Here is a 336-nt window from a genome sequence, read left to right on the forward strand (position 1 = left end):
GAGCGCAGTCCTGTAGAGCAGGTAATGAACATTGCCCGTGCTGAACTGGGTGTTCGGGAACTGACAGGCAAAAATGATGGGGTTAAAGTAGAAGCCTATTTAAAATACGTAGGCTTCAAAAAGGGAAACCCCTGGTGTGCTGCATATGTGAGTTGGGTCTTTAAACAATCAGGTTATCTGGCACCTAAAACAGCCTGGTCGCCGGCCTTATTCCCTACTGATCATCTAGAGAAAGAACCCTGCGTAGGGATGGTCTTTGGGATTTACTTTAACGATTTAAAGCGCATCGGCCACTGTGGCTTTGTAGAAAATTTACAGGGAGACTTTGTGCTTACA

Annotated in this window: 1 pseudogene; it reads left to right on the forward strand. The window is 45.8% G+C overall.

The annotated features are described in order from the left end of the window. Positions 1–336 (forward strand): annotated as a pseudogene (locus tag ACHFIZ_RS17980) (peptidoglycan-binding protein); the annotation flags it as partial.

This window comes from Pedobacter sp. JCM 36344 (assembly GCF_046546555.1).
Classification (GTDB): domain Bacteria; phylum Bacteroidota; class Bacteroidia; order Sphingobacteriales; family Sphingobacteriaceae; genus Pedobacter.